The following is a 17,868-nucleotide window of genomic DNA, read 5'->3' on the forward strand; positions in this document are numbered from 1 at the left end:
GAACAACCGCCCCCGCAAATGCCTTGGAATGAAAACGCCGAACCAGGTATTTTTCGGGATCAACCCACCGGTTGCACTAGTGAGTTGAATCCGCGGACTTTGTTTCTACTCATGCACGCCAATTATTTGAGCGACAATGTGACAGCATTGCTCCGTTTGACCTGTCCCCACGATTAGAACCACTGTTGGGTTAGTCCAGTCCTAACAGTGAGAAGCCCGGACGGAGCGCGAGTGGTCTATACCCGCCAGTGCTATCGCAATGTCACACGGAGGTGGCTACATGCTGGTGCTTGAACTGGAATCAGGCGGCGCCGTCCGCATCGGCGATGACATCATCATCTGGGTTGCTCGAGACTCTCGCGGACAGGCCAAGCTCTTCATTTCTGCTCCGCGCGAAGTACCCATCCGCCGCACCGAGTTGGTCCCGCACAAGGCCACAAAGACCGGCCTGACACAGCGCCCCGACCAATACTCTATTTCACACACCCGACGCTAGGGCGACTCGATATGGAAATCGATTTTGAAATCAAGGAAATGCCCAATGAGCATGGCACTGGAACCCTCTGGGCCGTCCTCCAGCGCGACGCTGTACTATGCACTTTCCTGACGATGGAGGAGGCGGAATTCTACGTCGCCTTTCTTCAGTCACACAGGTCAAGGTTGGTGACGGGTCAGTAGGAGGACTCCCTGAGCCACGTTGCGATATCCCCATGGCACCATCGGTCAGCAGGCTCCGGACACGAGTAGGAGGAGTCTATTCGGCCCGAGCGACACGCTCGTACCGACTCTCGCACCAACAGGCAAGGTCTGTTGGACCCGAGACACATCACAAGGAGGAGTTTCACAAGGCCTAGTTATGCACCCGAGACCTGCGCCTTCTGCAAGGGCAAAGGGCGAGCCAAGACGCAAGTGCTTGGAAACGAGACATCTTGCAATTCCTGTAATGGCACAGGCAGTGTCCTGGTGGCGCAGCCAGCCAGGAAATGCGCGAGCCAGGTGAGATCCTGGCCGGCCGGTGCTTTGACCCAACGTAATCGGGTTGACCCGTCGGGACGCGCGCCGCGGCGACGACGACATCGATAGCGACCAAGGGAAGCCCCCCCGGCCACACACCGGACGGACCAGTAGTGTTCCGAGTACTCCCTTCATCAGTCCCCCCTGGGACCTTTGCAGGGATGTGGTTCGGGTGGCATTCCGGCTGGGACATTCACGCGGTTCCGCCGACGCAGCCAGCTCCTTATTCTAAGGCCACGGAGGGTCACAAGGCACCGTGGTTCCCGTACCGGTCTTCGCACGATTAGGGACGACCCGCATGAACGATGGCGTTGATACGAACCAAATAGGCTGCGCCCTGTTTATCCTTTACGTTGCGGACCAGGAGGCGAGCACGCGCTTTTACGCCGACGTGCTGGACCACGCTCCGGTCCTCCACGTCCCCGGTATGACCGAGTTCGACCTGCCCGGCGGATGCCGCTTGGGCCTAATGCCCGAGCGGGGGATCCGGCGCCTGCTGGGCACCACCCTGCCCGATCCGGCACCGGGGACGGGGATCCCGCGGGCAGAGCTCTACCTCCAGGTGGACAACCCCGACGCCTACCACCTGCGGGCACTCGAGGTCGGTGCCCGGGAGCTGAGCCCCATGGCCCCGCGCGACTGGGGCGACATGGTGGCGTACAGCCTCGATCCGGACGGGCACGTCCTCGCCTTCGCGACGCCCGCGCGACTGACCGCACCCCGCCGGTAGGGTGTGGGAAGCGGCCCCCGGAGGACACGGCAAGGCGACTGCGAAACGGGTCACGGTTCGAAAAGGGGGCAGCTTGCAATCGGGAAGCGGTGTGCTATAGCTTCATTTGCTAGCGGCCCGCGGGAACAGGGCCGTGGGGATCCGGCCTCCCGGGAGGCCGGCCGGCAGGGAGCCAGAGGAGCAGTACCGGCATGGACGCACACGCCAAACGGCCGCCCGGCGACACCTTCGTCACCGCTTTCAAGGCCCCGCTGTATGTCGCCTGGGAGATCACCCAAAGGTGCAACGCCAGGTGCGTGCACTGCTATTCCAGCTCGAGTCCGGACGCTCCGACCGCAACCGACCTGACTACACAAGAGGCGCTGGGCCTCATCGACGAGCTGGCGGACGCCGGCGTGCTCGTCCTCGCCTTTTCGGGCGGAGAGCCCATGCTACGCCGGGACTGGCCCGTGCTGGTCGATCGCGCGGTCCGCAGGGGGCTCAGTGTCAACGTCGGCACCAATGGCTCCACCATCACGCGCCAGACGGCCCACCTCCTCAAGGATCTGGGTGTCAAGAGCGTAACCGTCAGTATCGACAGCCACCGCGCGGCCGAGCACGACGACTTCCGGCAACTCGACGGGCTCTTCGACAAGGCCACCCGGGCGATCCGGATGCTCTCCGACGTCGGGGTGCGCGTCGTGGTGGGCTATACCCCGACCCGCCGCAACCAGCAGGACGGCCGGGCAATAATCGAGCTGGCGATCCGGCTGGGCGCGGAGGCAGTCAACCTCTCCGAGTACGTGCCGGCGGGACGGGGGGCGACCGACCTGGCACTGGAGCCGGAGGCCCTGCGGGGACTCCTCGAACAGTGGATCGCCTGGCGGGATGAGCTCCAGGACACCATCACTCTCATCTGGCACGACTGCCGGGTCGGCATGCTGGTCCCGGAGAGTGAGCGCCGCGACTACGTCGGCTGCGGGGCCGGCCGCCTGCTCGCCCGCATCCTGCCGGACGGCACCTTCACTCCCTGCGTCTTCCTGCCCACGGCGATAGGTAAATACCCGGAATCGTCCTTCAGCGAGATATGGCGGGGCGCCGGCCTGCTGACGAAGTTCCGGGAGCGTTGGGCGATCACCGGCAACTGCGGGGAGTGCGAACACCTGCACAAGTGCGGGGGCTGCCGCGCCGTGGCGTATGCGTACAGCGGCGGCGACCCGATGGCGGGCGACCCGCACTGCTGGATCGAGCCGCATGACCCGGTTCGGCTGGCCGACTTGGCGGCCGGAGAAGACCTGCCGGTTTAGAGGGGACCACCCGATGGACATGTCGCAACGATTCACACCCGCGGCTCGGCCGGTGACGCAGGACAGTGTGCTCACCCACACCCGGGAGTGCACCGTCCGCGAGCAGGAGGAGCAGTACCTGGTCTACAACGCCGCCACCGACGAGCTGCACCTGATCCCACCCGCCGGCCGCTACCTCTACGAGCTGTGTGACGGTCTGGCGACCGTGGGCGAAATCGCCGCTGCGGTGGCTGGGATTGCTGAGGCGCGGACCGGCGAGGCGGAAGGGTCCGTGGTCGCTTTCCTGCAACAGCTCGTGGACCGTGGGGTCCTGCGCCACGGCGAGCCGCATCCGGATGCGGACGGCCCGCAGACCGGCGCTGCAACCGAGTAAGGCGGTGCCCCCGCGATGTGGACACCGCTCGGGGAGGCCATTTCCTCCTCACCCACCCGCAAGGGTATGACCGTCAAGCAGGCACAATGGGAGGTGCAGCATGAGCAAGGCAACTCAGGGTGACGAAAAGCGGGTCGGCGAATACTTCAAGCAGATCGAGGCCCTGCGCAGCGGGGTGGACTCGTCGGTGGAGCGGCTCACCGAGATGTGGGACGACGACGGGGTCTTCGAGTTCTGCGGCGCGCCACCGTTGAACGCGCGGTACACGGGCAAGGTGGCCATCAAGACCCTGTACAAGAACCGGCTCCACGCCAACGGCATGGAGGTCAAGCTGGATGGGGAGTCGGCCAAGATGCTCAAGGAGGGGGAGGTCACCCTAAGCACGGTGAAGACCGACGTCAATCGGGTCCGCGCCCATGACGGCAAGATGGTCGCTGGCTGGACGACGCTCGTCGGGACCCACCAGGGCGTCGGCTTCAATGTGTCTGGGAGCCATACCTTCACCTTTCGCGACGGCCGCATCACCAGCCTGAAGGTGGTTATCTCGCCGAAGGCCGACGATGCCGCGAACCTGCGCCTGGAGGGCCTCAGCGTCAACGACATCGGCCGGCTGGCCCTCGCGGCCTGGCCGGTGGTGTGAGCGGGCCCGGCCCATCCGGCCGGCGGGCCGCGTCCGGGCGCATCCCGTCCGGACGCGGCGTTGTCGACCCGGGAGCGGAGTGTTGAACATGTCTGGCGAAGGCGGGCGTTTCCGCCCGGCGATGCCGTTCCATATGGTCTGGCTGGCCACCGACCGCTGCAACGCCCGGTGCGCGCACTGCTCGTCCAACTCCTCGGTCCGCTCGCCGGACGAACTGGGCACCACCGAGGCCTGCAACCTGGTCGAACAGTTGGCTGACGCCGGGGTCGTCGACCTCGCCATCTCCGGGGGTGAACCGCTGCTGCGGCGGGACCTATTCGAGGTCATCGAGCACGCCAGGGGCCACGGCCTCGCAGTTGGCGTCGGCTCCAATGGCGCCCGATTGCGGGAGGAGACGGTACGGCGGCTGGCGGCAAGCGGTGTCAACCGCTTCCAGGTCAGCCTGGACGGTCTGGCCGAGAGCCACGACGCCTTGCGCCGATGGCAGGGCCTGTTCGAGCGCGCCGTCCGGAGCGTGCAGTTGGCGCAGCGCGCCGGGCTCCGAACCCACGTCTGCTGCACCATCAACCGCCTGAACTGGCAGACCCTCACGGAGCTCACCGAGTATGTGGCGGGGCTGGGCGTCGCCCGGTTGAACTTCTCGCGCTACGTCCCCACCGGGCGGGGGACCGATGCCCTCGACCTGCGGCCGGACGAATGGCGTACCGCCATCGAGCTCTGCCAGGAGCTGCGGGAGCGCTACTCCGGCCGGCTCGAGATCGTGACCCACCTCGCCCAGCAGATCCTTGTGGACGACGGCGTCCGGGACCTGCCCGGCTTCATCGGCTGCCAGGCCGGCGTCGGCCAGGGGGCGGTCACCGGTAACGGGACGCTCCTGCCGTGCGTCCTGCTCCCCATCCCGATCGGCAACTTCCGCCAGCGGCCCTTCCGGGAACTGTGGGAGAAATCGCCGGTGATCCGGGCCCTGCAGGACCGGGACCGTTTGGAGGGCAGGTGCGCGGATTGCCGGGTGCGCGCCCGCTGCGGCGGCTGCCGGGCGGTCTCCTTCGCCAAGACGGGCCGGTTGATGGCCGAAGACCCCCGCTGCTGGCACCGGCCAGAGGAGATGCCGGCCGTCGCCGCCTGTGAGGCCCGGTAGGCGGCGGGGTACGGCTCCGCGGCGCACGCCGATTGTAGACGCACTTTCCTTCCAGGTTGCCCATATCCATCACCTTCTTGGCGTTCGCGGCGGCGGCACAGGAACAACCGGGTGGCGGGGCGCGGCTCCGCGGCGCAGCAGACGACGCAGCCGTTGCACGACACCACCCGCAACGTGAAGGATCTTGCCTTGCTGGGGGTGGCGACGACCAACCCCTTGGATTGACGCGCGACAGACGACATCGGACTGGCGCTGTTCCATGGGTGGTAGGACTTCATCAGCCAAGCACTCTACTGGAGCGATATCCCAAAGCCAACTGGAGCGTAATCGGCTTGATCCATGCGCGTCTTGTTGGCGTCGAGGCATCTCCCGGGGCTGTCGAGCTATGGCTACGGCTGTGCGCGCAGCAAGGTTCAGCTTCCTAGCCAAAACTCGAGGGGAGAATGCCCTCCTTGAACTACGCCAGCCCCGTCGCTTCCGTAGGCATCAGCCACCTCGCGTAGGCCTGGACGTCGATCATCGGCACCGTGCCGCTGAACTGAAGCTGAGCAATCAGCCTAAAGAGAAACGCCGTCGCGGGCTTTCTGCCCGCAAGTATTGCGTAATTGCCGCTATCCGAATCGCGCATAAAATAGCCATGTGCCGCGACGCAACCGATGTTGAGCTGGTTGTCGTCGGTCCCGCTCTCAAGCAGTCTTTCAAGCGGCTCCCCCATGCCCGGCTTCCAGTCACTCTCAAACGTGAGAATTCCGCCGTAGATCGGAATCAGCGGCTTCGCCGGAAAGACGCCGCCAGCATGCGGTATCGGCAGACTCGTGCGGTGCAGGCGCCTGACGCTGGCGACCTTCTCCATCGCATACTCGACTTCATGAGCATTGATCGCCTGCTTCGCCTCAAAACACGCATAAACACTTTCCGCGGGGATGATCGTCTGGTCCTGATAATGAAAGATGAAGGGTGAGTACTGTCGGTCGAAAACGACGACATCGATCTGGTCGCTGAACATGCCGTTGCTGTCCACAACATGCGCCTTGGCCGCCTTGTAGCGCTCCGGCAGATACTTGTTCAGCAGGCCCAGCCATACGCCCTCGCTGGCATCACCTTTCGTCCCGGGATGACCGAAGGCTTTGCGTGACCGCTCAAGCCCTTGCTGGATCTCGTCGTGAAGCTCAGATAGCAGAGTTGATAGTGACCATTGCGTCATGATGTTGCGTCCTGAAAGGGAGGCGTGGGAGCCATGCCCCTGGCGATTTCCATAGCTGCGCAGGCCGTGACCGGGCCGTCCGGATACGCGGCAAGGACAATCGCCGGCAGCAGGCGTTGTGTCAGGTCGGAGAACGTAAATCCGTAATCCCTGCCGTTCTGCGCACCCGTTGCCGCTACGAGGGCATCGATGTCCGACGTGGAAAACCCGGCTTCCGAGAGCGCGGGAGCGAGCACCGCCCGCCGCTGTTCATGACCAGGTCGTGAGAACGTCAGCACGTCGGCGGCACGACGGCGCACCGCGGGGTCCAGAGCGGAAAGCCGGTTCGTACACATGATTACCGCGGCGGGCAGGCCCTTCTCCGCCAGCCGGTCGACCCCCCGGATGAAAGCATTCACGCCCGCGCGGTCCTCGTGATGCATCTGCGCTGACTCGCGCGACTGCGCGAGCGCATCAGCCTCATCAACCAGGAGAATAACCGCGCCCCGCGCGCGACCGTTCCCGGATTTCAGCTTCGCGGCCTGCGCCGCCGTAATGTCGAACGCCGCCGAGATGAGCTGCGTCATCTCACCGACGCGCCCCTGACCCCGGCTCGACAGGCTTAGCGGGAAGAGTTCGATCTCGATCTCTTCCTGCCGTGCCACGGCGTCACCGATCGTTTCCGCAAGCTCAGTCTTCCCGGAGCCAACGTCGCCAGCAAGGACCACCAGCGGCGGGCGTCGCATGACGGAGCCCAGCAGCGCAGGCGCGCCGTTGTGATGCTTCTTGGCCCATGCCTCCAGCCCAGCCGGATTGACCAGCAGCCCCAGCATCTTACGCAGTCGTTCCTTCTGCTCGTCGAGGCCGATCAGCCGCGCCAAGCGTTCCTGAGGGTCGAAATCCGGGTATCCGATCCTGCGATCGAACAGCTCATCGATATTGGGTCCCGCCTGCATCAGTACGCCCTCACGCTGGAGCGATCAAGCGCCCTGCCACCCGAGGAGTAGGTGCGGTCACTCACCATGTAACCGTTAACGCCCGGTTCCGATGCTCCGGTGCGCTTGAAGGGGAGCCCAGCTTTGACGGCGGCCTTCTGCGCGTCTGTCAGCTCGTCCCACGCCGGACTGTAGGTCAGGTAGCTGTAGAAGCTTGCACCAGAAACGTTCTTTCCAGGACGAATCTTTCCGGGGTCGTCGTCATTTGCCGACATTCCTGCCAGATCCCGTGCGGTGTAGCGCACCGTCGGTTCGATCCATTCATCATCCCTGCGGAACCCGTAGCTCACCGTGCCGAGCAGACCCTGCTTCAGGAGCTGAATGACCTCATCCTCGTATTTGGCGATGTCCGTATCGCCCGGCTTCCCATAGAGCCGCTGCATCCGCTTCAGGTCGGTCGCCACCTTCGCGGCCATATGCCGCGCATGGGTGACCGTGAAGGTCCGGGATTCAGAGAGGGTAAAACTTGACGTCATGGGGACCTCATACCTGGAAGCTGGAGCCGAATACTTTCTGCCAGTAGTAGACGGTCTCCTGTTTGGTGGGTGCGGCCAGAGCCGCGTCAATGGCATCGCCCGCGTCGAGGGCGACTTCGACGATGTCTTCCGCCTGCGAGTCGGTGTAAAGGCGGGCGACATTGTTGTCGCTGTTTACCGGGTCGATGATCTGGACCGGATCGCCGGATGCCGGTACGGAAGAGGGATTGTAGTAATCGCCGAACACTATCTGCTCACGCAGGTTACTGCGCGCGACGTAGGTGAAGAAGTGCTGCAGCGCCTCCGGGTAGTCGGAAAAGTCGAGGCCCTGGTCGCACAGGTGCGAAAGGATCATTTCCACCATGAACGACTTAAACCTAAAGTCCTCGCGCTCCCGCTTGATCTGGCGCACCCAGAACTTGACGAGCCGTGCCACCTGCGCGAAGTCGTCCGGCTGCCGGTCCTTCCGCCTCTTCGTGAATTCGAGGTGCAGCGGGATGCTCGTCTTCAGGAAGGAACCGTCCTCCTGGCTGACGAGATTGCCGTACCACTGCGGATCGCCACTGTAGAGGATCGGCACCACATCAACGTCGAGCCCGGTTCCTCTGAAGGAAACGGTGACGCTGTAAGTCTTGGGCTGCACCTGGTCGGGGCTGAAGTTCGGAAACGCCTTGCGCAAGCGCTCGGCGAGGTATAGCAGCAGTTCCGCCACATCACCCGGCGCATCCGAGCCGCTTATGTAGCAAGCAACGTCGATGTCGTTGATCGACCGCAGCGCCGTGCCCTTGGCGAGGCTACCCGACAGCAGCATCTTCTTGAGCGCGAAATCCGGGTGATCGTTCAGATAACCCTCCAACTTTTCGCGCAGGCGCCTGACCTGCGCTCGGTATTCGTCCGCCTTGTCCTTGGGCAGGTTGACTTTGTCCCGCGCGAAGCTGGCTATATCCTTGTGCTCGACGTGCTTCCTTCCCATTGGAACCTCTTTTTTGTTGCCATTGTCTATACCGCCATGCAAGATATGTCGAGTATGATGACCTGATTCGTTAAATACGTCAAGTTTTACTTGTCGAGATCGCCATGACTCAGAAACCGACCCCTTCCGACCTGTTCAAACAACGCCTCCGCACGGCCCGCGAAATGCGGAAATGGAGCCAAAGTGACCTGGGAACTAAAGCCGGACTGCCACCCAGCTCTATCGCGCATTTCGAGGCCGGGTCCCGCAAGCCTTCGTTCGACACGCTGCACCGCTTGGCGAACGCTCTCGAAGTGACTACCGACTATCTGCTCGGGCGGGTGGAGGAACCCACTGTCGCCGCCGAAGGCGACCCTCTGTTCCGCGACGTCAGCAAGCTCACCGGCAACGACCGGGATCTGGCCAAAGATTTCCTCAAGATGCTTGCCGAGCGAAACGCAGCCAAGTTAGAAGGCGGCGGGAAATGAGCCGCCCGCTACGCTTGCTGATGGCGCAGCAGCGCGCACAAAACCTGTTACGCGAACTGGGGATCAACGAGCTTCCGGTCGACCCCGTGGCTATCGCCGCAAGGCACGACATCATTGTCGAGGCGAAGCCGGACACCGCCCAGGGCGTGTCCGGAATGCTCCTGCGCCACGGCAACACGTTCGGGATTCTCTATGCCACGCACATCGAGAGCGAAGGCTTCCGGCGTTTCAGCATCGCCCACGAGCTTGGGCACTACTTTCTCGATGGTCACATCGACCATATTCTTCCCGATGATGGGTTCCACGCCTCCCACGCGGGCTTCGTCTCCGGCGACCCGTACGAGTTGGAAGCTGACCAGTTCGCCGCCGGGCTGCTCATGCCAGCGACTCTGTTCCGCAGAGCGCTCGGCAAACACAATCCCGGATTTGATGTCGTGAAATCCGTGGCGGCGACTTGCCGAACATCGCTCACGGCAACGGCCCTCCGCTACGCTGAACTGACTGAGGACGCTGTCGCCGTCATTCTCAGCACCGGCCAGACCATCGACTTCTGCCGGCTGTCCGGGACGATGAAGTCGCTTCGAGAGATAACCTGGCTCAAGAAGGGGATGGCTGTGCCACGCAGAACCGTCACCGCCAGACTGAACGCTGATCCGGCTCGCGTCCGCAGTGCGGACCGCGACGAGGAAGAGATCGACATCTGTGAATGGCTTGGCGGAAACCGGTCCGTCTCGGCCACCGAAGAAGTCATCGGCCTTGGTTCCTACGGCAAGACGCTAACCGTCATCGCATGCCCGACTCTCGTCGAGGAGACGTTCAGGGACGAGGACGATGATGATGAAGACAACGAGGACCTGATCGAGAGCTGGACACCTCGCTTCAGGCGGTAGTTCCCTGAGTCTGTTTAAGGCCTTACAAACCGATTTCCGCAGATTACCGACGCTAGAATCATGTTGGAGATCTTAAAATTTCTCCGAACTCTTGGGTATGAAGCCATAACTGTTACCAACGGTGTCACCATAGGCGATTCGTTTCCGAGCGCAATTGAAGAGCGCAGGAAGTTCATCTGCGCCATTAGAATCGGTCTTGACGACCTCGAGGCTGGCCGCGAACTCTCATTTGATGACGCCGCAATCCGTCTCGGACTCGATCAACACAAGGCGCGGACATGTTCGTTGATCGGGAAGGCACATTCTTCATTAGCGGGGGAGTGAAGATGCCTTACCGGAAATCACCCTCACGGGCCGTAGGCAATGAAAAGGCCGTGTGAACAGCAACCACTCAGATTCTACATCATATAACTGGTGTAGGCGGCGGGGTCCGACGACTATGCGTGTAAGACTGGCCCGTACACGTCCTTGCGAAACGATGGCCATTATCGGTGAGGACTTAAGGCCCCTGCGGCTTATCGTCCGGGGTGGCGTCCTTCTCGCCGTAACCTCCCCCCAGCTTGTCGCTGGGCCACTGCTTCTGTGACGGCGTGAGGAGTTGGTTCGCGGTGGGCGCGGCATCGCCCAGGGTGACCACGCGGGTCTCGGGATCGGTCTCCTCGCCCACATCCACATCATCCGCAGTAACCGCGCGCCGCCCCTCGGCCGTCCCCCGGTGACGCGGGCCCTGTCGGGCACTCCCCGCTCCTCGCCTGCCGCATGCGCCTGCCTGGCATAGAAGTCCCCGGCGTTGTCGATCCCGGCACCCTGGGCGCGGACCCCGGCCAGCGCCGCCTCGCCCGCGGCACGCACCCCCTCGGGACCAGGCGCGACCGCCACTCCCGCCAGCTCCAGGCCCTGCTCCCGGATGAACGCGCCGGCCATGTGCTGAATGATCCCCAGCGAGTGGAGGTCGCCGTTGGCCGCCCGCGCCAGGTGGCGGTCGATCTCCCGCGCCGTCTAGCGGGCGCCTGGGCCTAAACCGGGCCTAGCGAACATCCCCATCTCCCGGCCGATGGCCCGCCGCTCTTCCGGGCTGCGATAGCGACTTGGTGCCACACCGCCGAATACGTAATGCAATACATTCTTGCAATTAACGTTTCGCAAGACTATAGTTCCCCCCCTAGGAAAGAGGGCGCGCCATGTTCGAAAACCTGTCACAGAAACTCATCGGATATCGCGTCAAAGCTGCCCGCGAGTCGGCCGGCTGGACGCAGGATCGACTGGCTGAGGCCATGGGTCTGAAAGACCGTCAGAGCGTCTCCGACATCGAGAATGGCAAGCGGGCGCTCAAGCCGGATGAACTAGTCCTCCTGTCCGACGCCCTGGATCGCGAACTCGCTTACTTCCTTGATTTGTTTCAAGTCGCCGGCGAGGCCCAGTTCTCCTGGCGCGCCTCCCCCGGACTGGCCGAGGACAGCCTAGATGGTTTCGAACTGAGAGCTGGCCAGTGGATCGGCCTGCTGCGTTGGTTGCGCGAAAAAGAGCAGAACCGGCCAAATCCCCTCAAACACGCACTCCGGCTCACCGCACAATCCTCATACGAAGATGCGATCGCTCGAGCCGAGAGCCTGGTCGAGGCGCTCGATCTGGGCATTGTTCCGGCCGAGCGGTTGGCCGAAAAGATCGAGCAGGATCTCGACATCCCAGTCCTTTACGTCGATACGATCGAGACACCCGATGGGGATTCTATTTCCGGTGCGACCTGTCATCTTCAGGACATGGGTGTGATCCTGATCAACCGCAGCGAACCAGAGGCCCGTAGATTCTTCGATCTGGCTCACGAGTTGTTCCACGCCCTGACCTGGGATGCCATGAAGCCAGATCACCGCGAATCCAATTCGGTCGAAGACCGTGCCAAAATCAAGCGCGTCGAACAACTGGCCAACAATTTCGCCGCTGCCCTGCTGATGCCTCAAGCTTCTTTGGTCAATCTGATCGACAGACGTCGAATCGATGACACAGATCATCTTGCAGGCGTGGCTGCGCAATTGCACGTCGCGCCCGTGGCTCTTGCCTGGAGGCTGTTCAATCTGAAGTGGTTAGGCGTGGAAACGCGGAATGCCCTTGCACAGGAGCACCAGCGCCCAACCGCTACTGGTACGCCGAAGCGGTTCTCGCCAAGCTTCGTTGACATGCTGCACCGATCGATAGACAAAGGCCACCTGTCCGCCCGCAAGGCTGCAAAGGCCATGGGCGCAAGCCTGACACAGCTTGTGGATCTTTTTGCCGAGCACTCGCTACCCGCCCCCTTCGAGTTGTAAGGGGTGCGCAAGGCATGGTTAAGACGCGGGTATTCATTGACACCAATATCCTCATCGAGGCATTCCGGACAGGATGCTGGACGGCGATCTGCAACAAGTTTGCTATCGAAACCGTCGACAAATGCGTCGAGGAAGCCCTGACCGGCAACCCAGAGGACCCCGGGCATATACACATTGACGGGGATGTTCTTTTGGAAGGCTTGGCCGCTCGACATGAAGTCGGAAATCGTGAGCTGGCAAACCTTGTCCTTTCCCATCCATCATGCCACGGCCTCGACGACGGCGAACTGCACCTCCTTGCGTGGCTCCATACCCAGAACCTGCTTCCGGATGCGTTGGTCCTACTTTCCACTGCCGATAAAGCGGCTATCGTAGCCACCGGCAATATTGGATGGCTCGACTCACTTACTTCCCTGGAACATTTGGCCCAGGAATCCGGCGTTACCCATGGGCAGGTCAATGCCCTCGCACGTCACTATCGCGCTGACTGGCTGAATGAGATCAGACTGAAGATCCGTCTCGGAGTCATTCCATAGGTCGGCTGGGCGGGTCCTTCTAGTATGCACTGCCAGTAAGGACTGCTTGGCAAGCCCCCAACCCGCATACCCCGGCCCCGGTCCTGCAGGCTATAATCAGTAGCCGAACAAGGAGGTCAAGGATGAACGAAGGGACGATTCGCACCGTGAAGACGGTCGGAAGGACGATGCGGACGGTCACCGTGAGGCGCGAGCGCCCGCCCTGGAAGGGTGGACGGTGGCGCGGGTTCGACTGGGTCATGGCGGCGGCGTTCGCCCTGGTCGGGCTCTTCATCGCGCTGCTCACCGGCTTCCACCTCTCCGGCATCATCGCCGGGGCCTTGGTGTTCGTTCTGGGCGTCCGCCCGGTGCGACCGTGGACGCCACAGGAGTGGACTCAGTACAAGGCGGAGAATGCGCGCTGGTTGGAGGCGGAGATGAGCCGGATGATGGAGGAGGATGACTTGCGACGATATTATCGGGAGGACTAAGGTCCCGGCAGTGTGTCGTCCGACTTCTAACCCTCCTCCTTGTAGCCTCCCCCCAGTTTGTCGCTGAGCCACTGCCTCTGTGACGGCGTGATCAGCTGATTCGTCGTGGGCGCAACATCACCCAGGGTGACCACGCGGGTCTCGGGGTCGGCCTCCTCCCTCGCCTCCTCCCGGATGGGCCTGCCGCCTTCATCCACCTTCGTCCTGCCCGCCTCCACATCATCCGCAGTGGCCGCGCGCCGCCCCTCGGTTTCTTCCCGGATGGTCTCGGCCCGCCCGGTGACGCCTGCCTCGTCGGGCACGCCCGCCTCCTCGCCCGCCGCGTGCGCCTGCCTGGCGTAGAAGTCCCCGGCGTTGTCGATCCCGGCGCCCTGGGCGCGGACTCCGGCCAGCGCGGCCTCGCCTGCTGCGCGCACCCCCTCGGGACCGGGCGCGGCCGCAACCCCCGCCAGTTCCAAGCCCTGCTCCCGGATGAACCCGCCGGCCAGGTGCTGGATGATCCCCAGCGAGTGGAGATCGCCGTTGGCCGCCCGCGCTAGGTGGTGGTCGATCTCTTGCGCCGTCCAGCGGGCGCCGGAGCCCATACCGGGGCCGGCGAACATCCCCATCTCCCGACCGATGGCCCACTGGCGCACCGCCATCCCCGCCTCCGCGTTGAAGGCCACCCCCTGCTCCTCCATGCGGGCCAGGGACTCCTGCCATCCCCGGGCCTCCTGGAGGCTGGCCTGAGCTGACTCCCGCAGCGCCTCCTGGCGCTGCAGGCCCCCGGCGAGCTCCGCCGCAAGGCTGTCGCCAGTCTTTTCCGACACCTGGGCGGCCGTCGACCTGGCGGCCTCCTCCATCGCCTGCCAGTGCCGGCCGTACTGGGTGTCCTCCCCGAACTTTACCGCGTCCTGCCATGCTTGTTTCAGTGTGGCTTGATTTATCCCGCGCAATCCCACACTAGCCGAGAGAGGAATCTTGCTCGCCAACCTCGATAGGAATGACTGCTGCTCTGCAGGTGCCATCTTATCGAGACTCCCAATGGCCAAGCCAGCTGATGCCAGCAACTCTGTCGCCTGCTTCTTATCCAGCCCATGGGTCCTGCCAAACTCCTCCTGCAGCCGCTGTACCTCCCCGTGCTCCTGCCGGAAGGTGGCTCCCTCGCCATGGCGCCATGTGTCGCTGGCCGCGGTCTCGCTGCCGGCCTGGTGCAGGAACCGCTCCATCTGGTTGAAGACCGCCGCGGTGTTGGTGGAGTAATCCGCCATCTGCGTCTCGGCCGTCTGGAGAGACCGGCTGAGTTGGCTCTGGACGTTGGACTTGACCGCGTTGCTGATGCTCGCGCTGAAGGGCAAGTCCGACTGTGGCACCTGCATGAAGGCGCCGGCTCCGGTGGTGGTGTAGGTGACGCCGGTTTCCGGGTCGGTGATGGTGGTGGTGCCGGTCCGGAAGCTCGGGGAGGTGTTCTGCTGCCACCAGGATGCGTTGCCGAGGCTGGTGTTGCCGAGGCTGATGTTGCCGGTGGAGGCCTCGTCGGCCCCCTTGCTCACCGGTGCCTCGTAGCTGCCGGCCACCCGGGCGGCGAGGCTCGCCATCATCGCCCCGCCCTGGTTGATCACCAGGTAGGAGATCATGGGGATGGAGAGGGAGAGGTAGCCCGCCACCGCCGAGACGTCACTCATGACCTGCCCCAGGGCGGTGTGGGTCGCCATGGAGAGGGCCGTGTAGCCGGTCGGCAGCACCAGGCCGCTCTGGGCCGGAAACTGCGAGAAGAAGGTCATGGCGAAGTGCAGCAGCGCGTAGAGGGGCGCCCAGAGCTGGATCCAGAGCAGGGCCTTCAGGTAGGTCAGCGCCACCTTGGCGGCCGCGGGCAGGATGAGCAGCATCAGCACCACGGGGAAGATGGCGTAGATGAACGACTCGAAGATCCCCCGCAGCAGCGGGAGGGTTCGCCCGGCGAGCTCGCCCATGGCCGCGAAGGTGGTGCGCCGCTCCTGCTCGGCGCGGGCCAGCGCGAAGTCCTGGGCCGCGGCGCCGGCGTCGACCCGGGCGGCGAACTGGGTGAGTCCGCGGCGCAGGGAGTTGGCGAGCGCATTTTGGCGGATGATCTGCTCGGCGCTCATGGAGAGCCCGGCGATGTACTGGTAGGAGATGGGCATCGCCGCGGCGAACCTGGCGACGGCGGCCGCCTGGTCGGGCGCCTTGACGAGCTTGCGGCCGTAGTAAGTCCGGGCGTTATCCACGGTGGCGTTGATCTCGGTGCCGAGCACGCCGTTGGCCCCCACCCGGCAGACCACTGTGTCCCGGCTCCCGGCGGCATCGGTGTGCACATAGCTCCGGGACTGGGAGGTGTGGCCCTTCAGGAACTCCAGGGTGTCCGTGGCCGAGAGCAGGTCATCCCAGGTGTAGAGCCCCAGCAGCAGGTCGTAGAAGACGCAGGACTGCCAGAACTCGGCGAGGTTCCCGGCCACCCGGCTGTCGGTGATCTCGAACCGGGTGCTGGCCTCTACCAGGTACTGGCCGAAGAGCATGCCGCTCTTGTGGTACTGGATATCGTCCGGCAGGCTGAACACCGTCTCGAAGGCCCGGGTCATCCAATCGCCAATCTTGCTGGCGCCGCCGGCGAACATGGCGAGCCCCAGCGGGACGTTGCCCACCACCCCCGACTGGGTCACGTCGATGCGATCGGTGATGATGACGTTGGTGCGCGGCACCAGCACCACGTTGACCACCAGCACCACGGCCAGCAGCCACTGGAGGTTGACCGCCCTCCCCCGGAAGGCCGCCTCCACCATCACCCAGAGCAGCCCCACCAGCCCCGAGATCTTGAGGATGGCGATGAAGTCCCCGTCCCCGACGATGGCGGCGATGCCGTTGAACACCAGCCGCAGGAACTCGCCGTTGCCGTAGCTGAAGATCTCCCAGTTCATCTCCGGTCACCCCTCCCTATGCCAGCCTGTTCTGTCGCCTTTCCTCGCCATGCCCGCCCTGCTCCCTACTGGGAGGAGGCCCACACCAGGTTCCGGTAGATGCCCGGCGAGAGCCGGCCGATGAGGGCCCGCTCGTACTCCCGCACCCGGGTGGTGAACATCAGCGACTCGTCGAAGGCCTTGCGGTTCTTTTCCATGAAGGCGCTGATCTGCTCGCGGGCCTTGCGCACGCCGTCATTAAACGCCTCGACCTTGTCTCCCGACTGGTTGGGCAGGGTGCTCACGCTGGCGGAGACCTTCCCCAGCAGGTCGCGCAGATAGGTGTAGAGGATGTCCTTGGCGATGAGGGCGGCGTACTGGTCGATGGAGTCGGAGATGAGGCCGGGCAGCATGGCGTACTCCACGGTGAGGAACTTGTGGACCGGCAGGGTGGTGGCGGAAAGCAGGCCGCGCTGCGCGTCATCTAGGGCGGCGTCGGCCCCGATCTTCCCGGCGATACCGTTGAGCAGGGTCCCCACCATGGCGGTGAAGCTCTTCGCCGGGTCGATTTTCAGGGTCGTCTCGGTATCCATCTCGGTGCAGCTCCGCTCATCGCTTGTGCCGTCGGAGCAGGTGCGGATGGTCACCTCGCCGCCCACGAGGAGGGCCTGCAGGAACTGCTGGCCGCGGCTGTCCTCGAGGATCGAGGGGTAGATCCGGCGGATGGTCAGGGTGTCCTCCTTGCCGGGCTCCTGGGGCGCCAGGATGATGGTCCCGGAGAGGTTCATCATGACCTGGGCCATGTTCTTGTCGCTGCGGAAGAAGGAGTTGTGGTAGAGCGCCCGCCAGGCGATGTTGCCCGGAGTGGCGATCACGTCCGCCGCGCTGCCCGGGGCGGCGCCGTCCAGGGTGGCGCGGCGCTCGCCGCCGGTGGTGCAGGCCACCTCGGCCTCCGCCCAGGCCTCGCCCCTGCTGCCGACCCGCTCCACGATGCAGCCCTGCTTATCCGCTCCGAATTGCTTGAGGACTCCGCCCAGCAGCTCGCTGCCCGCCTCGCAGGCGTTGACCGAGTTGAGGCCGTACTTCTGGGCCCAGGTCTCGATCTGCTCCATGGTGGAGGCGATCTGGGGGCTGATGGTGCGCAGCGCCAGCATGAAGGCCTGGCTGACGGCCACCGAGCCGATGTTCTGCAGCATGGCCACGAACTGGTCGGCGTTGATGAAGCTGAAGCCCCCGGAGAAGAGATCGATGCCGCCACAGCCGGCCCGGAACTTGGGGAACTGGATGCTGTAGAGGGTGTAGTTGCGCTGGGGCACGCGCATGAACAGGCTCCCGCCGGTGTAGTAGCCGGCGGACTGCCCCTCGTAGGCGCCCGGCTTCGTCACGTTGGTGAAGTTGAGGTCCCCGAAGAAGGACTCCATGTCGCCGGCCACGTCGGCGCGGGCGGCGGTCGCGGCCAGCAGTGCGGCCGCGCAGAGACAGGCGAGCAGGCGAAGGGGCATG

18 protein-coding genes are annotated in these 17,868 nt (G+C 64.0%); 11 read left to right on the plus strand and 7 right to left on the minus strand.

Annotation, left to right across the window (positions count from 1 at the left end; translation table 11 throughout):
* The first annotated feature begins 280 nt into the window (after positions 1-280).
* The 6 genes from DFQ59_RS14295 (at position 281) to DFQ59_RS14320 (ending at position 5,181) form a co-directional block, all read left to right on the plus strand.
* On the plus strand, positions 281-496 hold the full coding sequence (locus DFQ59_RS14295) for a carbon storage regulator (RefSeq protein WP_170142169.1): 216 nt from the start codon (positions 281-283) through the stop codon (positions 494-496).
* Between the two features lie 816 nt (positions 497-1,312).
* Positions 1,313-1,744 carry a VOC family protein gene (locus DFQ59_RS14300; protein ID WP_114280399.1) on the plus strand — a complete coding sequence of 144 codons (432 nt, stop codon included), beginning with the start codon at positions 1,313-1,315 and terminating at the stop codon, positions 1,742-1,744.
* Positions 1,745-1,935: 191 nt separating this feature from the next.
* Entirely contained in the window at positions 1,936-3,030 is a 1,095-nt protein-coding gene (locus tag DFQ59_RS14305; RefSeq protein ID WP_114280400.1) for a radical SAM/SPASM domain-containing protein, read from the plus strand.
* A 52-nt stretch (positions 3,031-3,082) separates the two neighbouring features.
* Positions 3,083-3,403, plus strand: coding sequence for a PqqD family peptide modification chaperone (locus DFQ59_RS14310; protein WP_170142170.1), 321 nt, complete (start codon positions 3,083-3,085; stop codon positions 3,401-3,403).
* Positions 3,404-3,503: 100 nt separating this feature from the next.
* Positions 3,504-4,043: a nuclear transport factor 2 family protein gene (locus DFQ59_RS14315; RefSeq protein ID WP_114280401.1), complete on the plus strand. Its 540-nt coding sequence runs from the start codon at positions 3,504-3,506 to the stop codon at positions 4,041-4,043.
* A gap of 88 nt (positions 4,044-4,131) precedes the next feature.
* Positions 4,132-5,181 carry a radical SAM/SPASM domain-containing protein gene (locus DFQ59_RS14320; RefSeq protein ID WP_170142171.1) on the plus strand — a complete coding sequence of 350 codons (1,050 nt, stop codon included), beginning with the start codon at positions 4,132-4,134 and terminating at the stop codon, positions 5,179-5,181.
* A gap of 457 nt (positions 5,182-5,638) precedes the next feature.
* Here the strand turns inward: DFQ59_RS14320 and DFQ59_RS14325 are convergent, their stop codons facing one another.
* The 4 genes from DFQ59_RS14325 to DFQ59_RS14340 are packed head-to-tail and all read right to left on the minus strand — an operon-like array spanning position 5,639 to position 8,808.
* Positions 5,639-6,385 (minus strand): DUF6602 domain-containing protein, encoded by a 747-nt coding sequence (locus DFQ59_RS14325; protein WP_114280403.1) that lies wholly within the window; start codon positions 6,383-6,385, stop codon positions 5,639-5,641.
* Positions 6,382-7,320: an AAA family ATPase gene (locus tag DFQ59_RS14330; RefSeq protein ID WP_114280404.1), complete on the minus strand. Its 939-nt coding sequence runs from the start codon at positions 7,318-7,320 to the stop codon at positions 6,382-6,384. The genes DFQ59_RS14325 and DFQ59_RS14330 overlap by 4 nt, the downstream gene beginning before the upstream one ends.
* A complete protein-coding gene (locus DFQ59_RS14335; RefSeq protein WP_114280405.1) occupies positions 7,320-7,835 on the minus strand; it encodes an HORMA-1 domain-containing protein in 516 nt (171 codons plus the stop codon). Before DFQ59_RS14335 ends, DFQ59_RS14330 begins: the two co-directional genes overlap by 1 nt.
* 7 nt (positions 7,836-7,842) lie before the next feature.
* Positions 7,843-8,808, minus strand: a complete 966-nt coding sequence (locus tag DFQ59_RS14340) for a CBASS oligonucleotide cyclase (RefSeq protein WP_114280406.1) — start codon at positions 8,806-8,808, stop codon at positions 7,843-7,845.
* 104 nt (positions 8,809-8,912) lie between these two features.
* Here DFQ59_RS14340 and DFQ59_RS14345 point away from each other — a divergent pair, with 104 nt between their 5' ends.
* Positions 8,913-9,275, plus strand: coding sequence for a helix-turn-helix domain-containing protein (locus tag DFQ59_RS14345; RefSeq protein ID WP_114280407.1), 363 nt, complete (start codon positions 8,913-8,915; stop codon positions 9,273-9,275).
* On the plus strand, positions 9,272-10,165 hold the full coding sequence (locus DFQ59_RS14350) for an ImmA/IrrE family metallo-endopeptidase (RefSeq protein ID WP_114280408.1): 894 nt from the start codon (positions 9,272-9,274) through the stop codon (positions 10,163-10,165). Before DFQ59_RS14345 ends, DFQ59_RS14350 begins: the two co-directional genes overlap by 4 nt.
* 499 nt (positions 10,166-10,664) lie before the next feature.
* Here the strand turns inward: DFQ59_RS14350 and DFQ59_RS19895 are convergent, their stop codons facing one another.
* Positions 10,665-10,832 (minus strand): hypothetical protein, encoded by a 168-nt coding sequence (locus DFQ59_RS19895; protein ID WP_170142172.1) that lies wholly within the window; start codon positions 10,830-10,832, stop codon positions 10,665-10,667.
* 514 nt (positions 10,833-11,346) lie between these two features.
* On the opposite strand from DFQ59_RS19895, the gene DFQ59_RS14360 reads away from it, so the two are divergent.
* The 3 genes from DFQ59_RS14360 to DFQ59_RS14370 all read left to right on the plus strand — a co-directional run bounded on the left by DFQ59_RS14360 (position 11,347) and on the right by DFQ59_RS14370 (position 13,474).
* Entirely contained in the window at positions 11,347-12,468 is a 1,122-nt protein-coding gene (locus DFQ59_RS14360) for a helix-turn-helix domain-containing protein (RefSeq protein ID WP_114280410.1), read from the plus strand.
* 14 nt (positions 12,469-12,482) lie between these two features.
* Entirely contained in the window at positions 12,483-13,004 is a 522-nt protein-coding gene (locus tag DFQ59_RS14365) for a hypothetical protein (protein ID WP_114280411.1), read from the plus strand.
* A 122-nt stretch (positions 13,005-13,126) separates the two neighbouring features.
* On the plus strand, positions 13,127-13,474 hold the full coding sequence (locus tag DFQ59_RS14370) for a tripartite tricarboxylate transporter TctB family protein (protein WP_114280412.1): 348 nt from the start codon (positions 13,127-13,129) through the stop codon (positions 13,472-13,474).
* 26 nt (positions 13,475-13,500) lie between these two features.
* Here the strand turns inward: DFQ59_RS14370 and DFQ59_RS14375 are convergent, their stop codons facing one another.
* Together DFQ59_RS14375 and DFQ59_RS14380 are read right to left on the minus strand one after the other, a co-directional pair.
* Positions 13,501-16,386, minus strand: coding sequence for a conjugal transfer protein TraG N-terminal domain-containing protein (locus DFQ59_RS14375; protein ID WP_114280413.1), 2,886 nt, complete (start codon positions 16,384-16,386; stop codon positions 13,501-13,503).
* Positions 16,387-16,451: 65 nt separating this feature from the next.
* Positions 16,452-17,867, minus strand: coding sequence for a conjugal transfer protein TraH (locus tag DFQ59_RS14380; protein ID WP_114280414.1), 1,416 nt, complete (start codon positions 17,865-17,867; stop codon positions 16,452-16,454).
* Position 17,868: the final 1 nt, after the last annotated feature.

This window comes from Thioalbus denitrificans (genome assembly GCF_003337735.1).
GTDB classification, from domain to species: domain Bacteria; phylum Pseudomonadota; class Gammaproteobacteria; order DSM-26407; family DSM-26407; genus Thioalbus; species Thioalbus denitrificans.

Bases quoted from the DNA above. Each gene is read 5' to 3' on its own strand.
- DFQ59_RS14375 (WP_114280413.1), bottom strand. From the start codon at position 16,386: ATGAACTGGGAGATCTTCAGCTACGGCAACGGCGAGTTCCTGCGGCTG.
- DFQ59_RS14325 (WP_114280403.1), bottom strand. From the start codon at position 6,385: ATGACGCAATGGTCACTATCAACTCTGCTATCTGAGCTTCACGACGAG.
- DFQ59_RS14320 (WP_170142171.1), top strand. From the start codon at position 4,132: ATGTCTGGCGAAGGCGGGCGTTTCCGCCCGGCGATGCCGTTCCATATG.
- DFQ59_RS14345 (WP_114280407.1), top strand. From the start codon at position 8,913: ATGACTCAGAAACCGACCCCTTCCGACCTGTTCAAACAACGCCTCCGC.
- DFQ59_RS14315 (WP_114280401.1), top strand. From the start codon at position 3,504: ATGAGCAAGGCAACTCAGGGTGACGAAAAGCGGGTCGGCGAATACTTC.
- DFQ59_RS14365 (WP_114280411.1), top strand. From the start codon at position 12,483: ATGGTTAAGACGCGGGTATTCATTGACACCAATATCCTCATCGAGGCA.
- DFQ59_RS14330 (WP_114280404.1), bottom strand. From the start codon at position 7,320: ATGCAGGCGGGACCCAATATCGATGAGCTGTTCGATCGCAGGATCGGA.
- DFQ59_RS14350 (WP_114280408.1), top strand. From the start codon at position 9,272: ATGAGCCGCCCGCTACGCTTGCTGATGGCGCAGCAGCGCGCACAAAAC.
- DFQ59_RS14340 (WP_114280406.1), bottom strand. From the start codon at position 8,808: ATGGGAAGGAAGCACGTCGAGCACAAGGATATAGCCAGCTTCGCGCGG.
- DFQ59_RS14305 (WP_114280400.1), top strand. From the start codon at position 1,936: ATGGACGCACACGCCAAACGGCCGCCCGGCGACACCTTCGTCACCGCT.
- DFQ59_RS14300 (WP_114280399.1), top strand. From the start codon at position 1,313: ATGAACGATGGCGTTGATACGAACCAAATAGGCTGCGCCCTGTTTATC.
- DFQ59_RS14360 (WP_114280410.1), top strand. From the start codon at position 11,347: ATGTTCGAAAACCTGTCACAGAAACTCATCGGATATCGCGTCAAAGCT.
- DFQ59_RS14335 (WP_114280405.1), bottom strand. From the start codon at position 7,835: ATGACGTCAAGTTTTACCCTCTCTGAATCCCGGACCTTCACGGTCACC.
- DFQ59_RS14380 (WP_114280414.1), bottom strand. From the start codon at position 17,867: ATGCCCCTTCGCCTGCTCGCCTGTCTCTGCGCGGCCGCACTGCTGGCC.
- DFQ59_RS14295 (WP_170142169.1), top strand. From the start codon at position 281: ATGCTGGTGCTTGAACTGGAATCAGGCGGCGCCGTCCGCATCGGCGAT.
- DFQ59_RS14370 (WP_114280412.1), top strand. From the start codon at position 13,127: ATGAACGAAGGGACGATTCGCACCGTGAAGACGGTCGGAAGGACGATG.